Raw genomic sequence first — 6,976 nt, forward strand, 5'->3', positions numbered from 1 at the left:
AAAACACCGCCTTTTGAAATATACTATCTCCATCTTATCAAAAAATAGTGTTATTTTGCGTACTTAGCTCATTTAATTTTTGATAGTAGTCGTCAAACCACTTAATTTCGTCAATTATGTGGACTCTACCATTCTTAATTTGAATTTTTCTTTTAGTTATCAACTGCATTATCAACATTTTGAACTCATCTTTAATATATTGGGTGGCGTTATGCACAAGTGGATAATTCGTTTGTAATCCGACCATTTGATTGGCAAACTCAAACAAATCCCTTAATTTCACGCGTTCCTTGATATTTGTCATAATCAATATTTTCCATATCAAAAAGTTCTTCCCCATGATTGGACTGGTCACCTGTTTGATATCACAGATAATTGGTGATCCAGAAATATTATGATGCTGGTTATAACAAACGTTTTGCCATTTCAACATCTGTTGATTTCGATAAAAGATTCGGTTTTCAATCCTGGTTAGCTGACTAATTAAACCATGCATACTACTTTTGTACTTAACAATGGTGCCCGGATTGTGAATAAACCTCAATAATTCATCCAATCGAGCAAACGTGATGCGCTGATATCGTAGTTTTCCACACACATACTGACAATTGTAGCGAACCTCAATTTTTCGTTCGTTTACCAGCCAGAAAAAAATGGTAAAACCAATGGAATCAATATAGTAATAAAACTTATTCACACTATCACTACCAAACCGTTTTCTGTAGTTACTCCCCAATATCCATAGTGATTTCATATGTAGTTGATGGTATCCATCGATGCGTTCCTCCAATCGTTTCCGCGAAATCGGACTGCACTGAAACTCAAACGCTAGTTTTTGATACATCAAATCGGGACGTTGATTAATTTCGGGCAAATACTTTTCCACATGTGTATTTCTTTTATCAATGAAGTTCAATAGTTGTTCTTTGCCCATCAAATGTTCATTGCTCTCGCCGTCTTCCATCGCAATCACACACTGGCTGTTATTAAAATGCGCAAAATGTGGCGCATTAATATTGCCGCGTTTTAAAATTAACTCTTCTTTACAGATTGGACAGTAATACTTTTGATTATCTTTAGCTGCACTCGCACTGACTAGTTTTTCTTTATCAGATGCCATTAACATTTTCATCACCCAATAAATTAGATACGAAAAAAGACTGGCATATTTGCCAGTCTTTTTATTAGCCAAAGTATTTATTCACTTGAGTCATTGCTTGATGATCCATGATTACTTTCTTGTCGTTGTAGTGTTTGAAGTCTACAGCGTTGATTTGGTTACCATATTCAACAGCTTCACTCACAGCACTGGTAAAGTGCTTGAAGTCGACTTCGTTTTCAGTTCTAGTAGTAGTTAATTGAACCACGTAGAATGAACCCACTTTATATAATGTTGAATCAACATCTTGAATGCCATGAATTGCATCAGCTAGTTTAACAACGTTGTCGAAGTCGCTAACTTTTAGAATCATTTCCCACTTTTCAAGTTGTGGATTAAAGTGGCCTAAGCTTGGTTGCTTGGCGTTTTTAACCATATCCTTGAATGGGTCACTATTGGAACGTTTGCTTGTTGAATCTAAGTCTTGACGTTCACTTCTAGCTTGGTTGATTGTCGCAATCATCATTAAATTGTAATGGGCGTAATCATCGCTTCTTTCAAGCGCATCAATCATAGTTGATAGGTTCAATTGAATGTTATCAATGAATTCCTTAGTTTTGTCATCATATTTGTGATCTTCGCTCTTGAAGTCTAGGATTTTACCAAGCATTTCCTTGGCTCGAATCAATGAGTACAAACTCTTGGTATCAGTATAGTCCTTAAAGTGGCCCATACTTGGTAGTTGCGCTCTTTGTTCGTCGGTTCTGTCTTCACCAGTGTCGGTAAACATTTCAGAACCAGCTCCATCATAAGTTTCATTATCGTTTTCGTCATCTTCTATTTCATCATCGACGTTATCATCTTCTACTTGTTCATCATCATTATTGATTTGGTTTTGGTTATCAAAAACATTCTTATTCTTAATAAACATGTCTAACCCTGTACTATTTGGCAATACTTGGAAAGATACTGCCCCGGTACTCTTGAATTCATCATCTACATCGATTTCGTCCAAGATTGAGTATAAGAAAGATTCAATGCCATCTTCATCACCTAAAAGTGATAATAAATCAATTCCGCGTTCATCTAATTCTTGATTAGTGATTGTTACTTTGATTGTTCCAGAATTAATTTTTTCCATTCTCATTATCGACACCTCTTCTCACGTTCGCTATTTGATAACTACATTTTAACCTATTATCAACGGTTAGTTCAATGATTTAACGTCTTTTAAATCAATTACCATCCCTGTTTTTGGTAAGATCACGTTTACTGAATTATTTGTCGCCATCTCAGTTTGTTTCTTTAAATCATCCAAGTCACCATATTGTGGTAAATGACTGATTAAAACGTTGTTAACCTTAGCATCCAATGCTAATTGACCAGTTTCTTCAGAAGTCATATGCCACTTTTGACCTTCCTTGTCGTCATAGAAATTAGTATCGGTCATTAATAAGTCAGCACCTTCACAAAATGATGCTAAGTCGTCAAAGTATCTGGTGTCACCTGTGTAAGCTAGTACTTGATTGGTTGTTTTATCTTTAATCTTAATCGCAAATGTAACGACAGGATGTTGTGTTTTCTTAAATGTAATTTCCAAGTCACCTAACGTTAAGACATCGTCTCCATGGTATGGTTTAGCAATCGTATCGTCGAACCAGTTCAAAGCATTGAAGTGTTCTTCATCCTCAGTGTGGCCATAAATTGATAGAGGACCTTCCTTTGGCTTATTAGGTGCTAGTTGCCAGTAGTGTTGTAAAACCCCAACATCGGCAATATGATCACTGTGGTAGTGAGATAATAAGACCGCGTCTAGGTTGTATGGGTTTAAGTGCTTTTCTAGTTCCAATAGCACCCCACTTCCACAGTCCAATAATAGATTGAATTTTTCAGTTTGAATTAAATATCCGCTTGTGGCGATTCCGTTATCTGGATAACCACCATAATATCCTAATACAGTAACCTTCATTTTGCATACCTTCTACTTGTTTTTATTTATCTTTAGTGTAAATATATAGGTGTGATTTGTAAAATCTTTTTTATCATCTTGGAGGCGTAAAAATGGAAAATCAAATCAGCATGACGTTTGGTAGCAATCAAATTTTAAACAAAATCAGAAAACAACATCCCGATGTAAAATTAAGTTTATTTAAAAACGGTGACGATCAGTATCAAATCGTCGATTTTTCCGGGAATCATAATATTTTCAAAAACCCAATTACATTCGATGTATTGAAGAATCATAACTTTACCGAAAAGTTTGAATTTGTAAATTATTCATACTTCAACCTATCAGAAGATGATCAAAAAATCTTTGATGCCAGCATCGAAAAGATGGATAATAACGCTACGTTAGATAACATGGTCTCATTCGTCATCTTAAAGGAAACCGTTAACCGTAAGAGAACGGTTTTAATGACAACTTGGCATAATTATTTTGATTTCAATAATTGGAAGAAGAGAAATGACTTTTTGAATTTAGCAGAAATGTCCTTAAACTATAAACGAGCATAATAAAAAAGCACTTTGGAATTTATCCAAGTGCTTTTTTATTTACTTAATTTTTAATGTCATGGCATTAATTGCAACAATCACTGTACTTAGTGACATAATCACGGCACCTAACATTGGTCCAATGATAATACCAATTGATGAAAGTGCTCCGGCTGCAAGTGGTAATGCGATGATGTTGTATCCAGCACCCCACCATAAGTTTTGAATCATCTTGGTACGAGCGTGTTTTGCTAATTTAACCAAATTAATCACATCTGCTGGATCACTGTTTACTAAGACAACGTCAGCGGATTCGATGGCAACGTCAGTACCTGAACCGATGGCAACACCTAAATCAGCCTTAGTAAGACTAGGTGCATCGTTAACACCATCACCGATAAACATAACTTTACCTTTTTCTTGATACTTAGTAACTAGTTTTTGTTTGTCTTCTGGAACTAATTGGGCGTTAACTTCCTTAATTCCTAGAATGCTTGCTACCTTATCAGCAGCTTGTTGGTTATCACCGGTTAGCATAACTGGGATAATGTTTTGACTGTTTAAGAAATCAATCATGTCATTTGCACCAGGCTTGATTGAATCTCCTTCAGCAATGTATCCAACAACTTTGCCATCTTCGACAACATAACTTAATGAGTTACCTTGTTGTAGATACTTGTCAGCAGTCTTTTGATCGTAATCAATACCATTCTTGTCTAGGTATGAGCTTGAAACAACTTGGTATTCCTTACCATCAACAGTTCCCTTGATACCTGAACCAGCGATTTCTTCAACGTTTTCTGCTTGAAATGGTGCTTCGTTTAAATCCTTGAATGCTTGAACAATTCCTTGAGCAAGTGGATGACTTGAAGAAGCTTCGATTGCCGCAGCAATCTTAATTACATCCTTCTTGTCGATGTTTGAATCTAAACTATCATAAGCATTAACTTTGAAATCACCTTGAGTTAAAGTACCTGTTTTATCCATTAAAGCGTATCTAATTTGTTTGATACCTTCTAGTGCAGTCTTGTTTCTAATCAATAATCCATGAGTGGCTGAAATGGATGTCATTCTTGAAATGATTAAAGGAATAGCTAGACCTAAGGCGTGTGGACAAGCAATGATTAATACACTTACAGTAATTGGAATTGCATATGCAACACCATCTAAGATGCTCCAAGTTACAAAAGCGATTAAAGCAACAATTAATGCAGCGTAGAATAGGTATCCAGCAACCTTGTTAGCTAAATCTTCTGCTTCTGATTTTGATGATTGGGCTTCACTTACCATGTTCATAACCTTTGATAAGTATCCACTTTCACCAGTACCGGTAATCTTAACTTTGATAGTTCCGCTACCGTTGACTGATCCACCAATTACAGAATCATCGACACCCTTTTGCACGTCTCTTGATTCACCGGTAATTAATGATTCGTTTAAAGCAGTACTACCATCAACAATTGTTCCATCAGCAGGCACTTTTTCACCTGATTTAATTAAGATGATTTGGCCTTCTGATAATTCATGAACTGATACATCTTTAGTTTGACCATCTGATTGAACTAAGTGAGCATTGTCAGGTAATAATTCGGCTAGTTTGTTTAAAGCAGAACCAGCGTTCATTACTGAGTTCATTTCAATCCAGTGACCTAATAACATAATGACAATCAATGTTGATAATTCCCAGAAAAAATCATTTACCATTGGTGTCACCTTTAAAATGTCGTTGGCAATCACGGCGTATACACTGTATACATAAGCAACGGAAATTCCCATTGTGATTAGTGACATCATTCCTGGCTTCTTGCTCCTCATTTCACTGATACATGATGTAAAGAATGGGTAACCACCGTAAATAAATAGGATAGTTCCTAATACTAAAACAACAAAATCAGATCCAGGGAATGTCACTTGGAAAGGCATCTTCATTCCCATCATTGGTGACATTACAATAATTGGAATTGTTAGAATTAATGAAATCCAAAACTTCAATTTTAAGTTTCCCATATGCATGTGACCCATGTTACCGTGGTCCATTCCACCATGGCCCATGTCCATACCGCAGCCCATGCCACTCATGTTCATGTGACCCATATCGTGGCCCATGTGACTGTGATCCATGTGGTCCATATCATGTCCCATATGTCCATGGTCCATATGACTCATATCGTGGTCCGTGTGATTCATGTCATGTCCCATGTGTTCATGGTCCATGTTACCCATATCATGATCCATATGGTGCATATCGCAAGGATGTTCTCCATGAGAATGATCATGTTCCCCACCATGACTGCAACAACTCATGTTTTCGTGGTCAGAATGGGAATGACCCTCCATTTTCATGTCATCATGATGCATATCGCACTTATGATTTGGGTTGCTGTGATCATGGTGCTTGCAGCAAGCCATTTCTCCGTTGTGTTTTTCTTCGTCATTCATATCATGCTTTTTTCCGCACATTTATCTCATCTCCAAATAGATTATTATTCCAAGCACTTACAATGAACCTCTTCGGGTGCTGTATCTCTCTTTTTCTTTAAAACATCAATGATTGAATCAATATCACTTATACTTAATTCAATATTTTCAATAACATCATGAAGCGTCTCTCCATAATGCATGCAACACATTGATTCAAATACTCTCTTAACAGACATATCATATGCTGCTTGTTCCTTAATGGCAGAATAATAAATATTTTTCCTACCATCTTTCTTAATTCCTAAGAATTCCTTATCACATAAACGGGATAATAATGTTTTGATTGTTGATGAACTCCAATCCATTTTCTTGGATAAGATATCGATCAATTGACTACTAGTTGCCTCCCCTAGTGTCCAAACAATTCTCATTACTTCCCATTCAGATTTCGTAATATCAGTCTTTTCCAAAAGCTGTATCACCCCACTCATTTATTTAACATTTTATAGTCTACATTTGTAGACAAAAGAAGTCAAATAAAAAGGATTGCAACTTAATGCAATCCTTTATTTTCTACGTTAAGGAGAATGAGAGATTCGAACTCTCGCGTGGTTTGACCCACCTAGCGGTTTTCAAGACCGCCCCCTTCAGCCACTTGGGTAATTCTCCATAAATGATGACCCGTACGGGATTCGAACCCATGTTACTGCCGTGAAAGGGCAGTGTCTTAAACCACTTGACCAACGGGTCATAATAAATATTATGACAATAAAAAAAGATTATCCATCAAGGACGATCTCATTTACGGTTCGTACGAGACTCGAACTCGTGACCTCCTGCGTGACAGGCAGGCGTCCTAAACCGACTAGACCAACGAACCAAAATTGCGGGAGCCGGATTTGAACCAACGACCTCCGGGTTATGAGCCCGACGAGCTACCAGACTGCTCTATCCCGCGATAAT

Annotated in this window: 6 protein-coding genes and 4 tRNA genes; 1 reads left to right on the top strand and 9 read right to left on the bottom strand. The window is 36.8% G+C overall.

Annotated features, from left to right (window positions below; translation table 11 throughout):
* Nucleotides 1-37 precede the first annotated feature (37 nt).
* Genes RZ55_RS04485 through RZ55_RS04495 form a run of 3 tightly spaced genes read right to left on the bottom strand, consistent with a single transcriptional unit; the run spans nt 38 to nt 3,068 of the window.
* On the bottom strand, nt 38-1,192 hold the full coding sequence (locus RZ55_RS04485; RefSeq protein ID WP_057175867.1) for a competence protein CoiA: 1,155 nt from the start codon (nt 1,190-1,192) through the stop codon (nt 38-40).
* A complete protein-coding gene (locus RZ55_RS04490; RefSeq protein ID WP_057175868.1) occupies nt 1,185-2,246 on the bottom strand; it encodes an adaptor protein MecA in 1,062 nt (353 codons plus the stop codon). Before RZ55_RS04490 ends, RZ55_RS04485 begins: the two co-directional genes overlap by 8 nt.
* A 60-nt stretch (nt 2,247-2,306) precedes the next feature.
* Nucleotides 2,307-3,068, bottom strand: a complete 762-nt coding sequence (locus RZ55_RS04495; RefSeq protein WP_053792837.1) for an MBL fold metallo-hydrolase — start codon at nt 3,066-3,068, stop codon at nt 2,307-2,309.
* Nucleotides 3,069-3,160: 92 nt separating this feature from the next.
* On the opposite strand from RZ55_RS04495, the gene RZ55_RS04500 reads away from it, so the two are divergent.
* Nucleotides 3,161-3,613, top strand: coding sequence for a hypothetical protein (locus RZ55_RS04500; protein ID WP_053792838.1), 453 nt, complete (start codon nt 3,161-3,163; stop codon nt 3,611-3,613).
* A gap of 39 nt (nt 3,614-3,652) precedes the next feature.
* Here RZ55_RS04500 and RZ55_RS04505 read toward each other — a convergent pair whose 3' ends face one another.
* The 6 genes from RZ55_RS04505 to RZ55_RS04535 all read right to left on the bottom strand — a co-directional run bounded on the left by RZ55_RS04505 (nt 3,653) and on the right by RZ55_RS04535 (nt 6,971).
* Complete coding sequence (locus tag RZ55_RS04505) at nt 3,653-5,734, bottom strand: copper-translocating P-type ATPase (RefSeq protein ID WP_431354841.1); 2,082 nt, start codon at nt 5,732-5,734, stop codon at nt 3,653-3,655.
* A gap of 341 nt (nt 5,735-6,075) precedes the next feature.
* Nucleotides 6,076-6,483, bottom strand: coding sequence for a CopY/TcrY family copper transport repressor (locus tag RZ55_RS04515; RefSeq protein WP_057175870.1), 408 nt, complete (start codon nt 6,481-6,483; stop codon nt 6,076-6,078).
* 111 nt (nt 6,484-6,594) lie between these two features.
* Nucleotides 6,595-6,682 (bottom strand) — tRNA-Ser (locus RZ55_RS04520).
* 8 nt (nt 6,683-6,690) lie between these two features.
* Nucleotides 6,691-6,763 (bottom strand) — tRNA-Glu (locus tag RZ55_RS04525).
* A 55-nt stretch (nt 6,764-6,818) separates the two neighbouring features.
* A tRNA-Asp gene (locus tag RZ55_RS04530) sits at nt 6,819-6,893 on the bottom strand.
* Between the two features lie 4 nt (nt 6,894-6,897).
* Nucleotides 6,898-6,971 (bottom strand) — tRNA-Met (locus RZ55_RS04535).
* Nucleotides 6,972-6,976: the final 5 nt, after the last annotated feature.

The sequence above is a fragment of the Apilactobacillus kunkeei genome, from assembly GCF_001421115.1.
GTDB lineage: Bacteria > Bacillota > Bacilli > Lactobacillales > Lactobacillaceae > Apilactobacillus > Apilactobacillus kunkeei_F.

Excerpts from the sequence above, each read along its gene's own strand:
- RZ55_RS04490 (WP_057175868.1), bottom strand. The coding sequence starts at position 2,246 with ATGAGAATGGAAAAAATTAATTCTGGAACAATCAAAGTAACAATCACT.
- RZ55_RS04495 (WP_053792837.1), bottom strand. The coding sequence starts at position 3,068 with ATGAAGGTTACTGTATTAGGATATTATGGTGGTTATCCAGATAACGGA.
- RZ55_RS04500 (WP_053792838.1), top strand. The coding sequence starts at position 3,161 with ATGGAAAATCAAATCAGCATGACGTTTGGTAGCAATCAAATTTTAAAC.
- RZ55_RS04505 (WP_431354841.1), bottom strand. The coding sequence starts at position 5,734 with ATGGGACATGATATGGACCACATGGATCACAGTCACATGGGCCACGAT.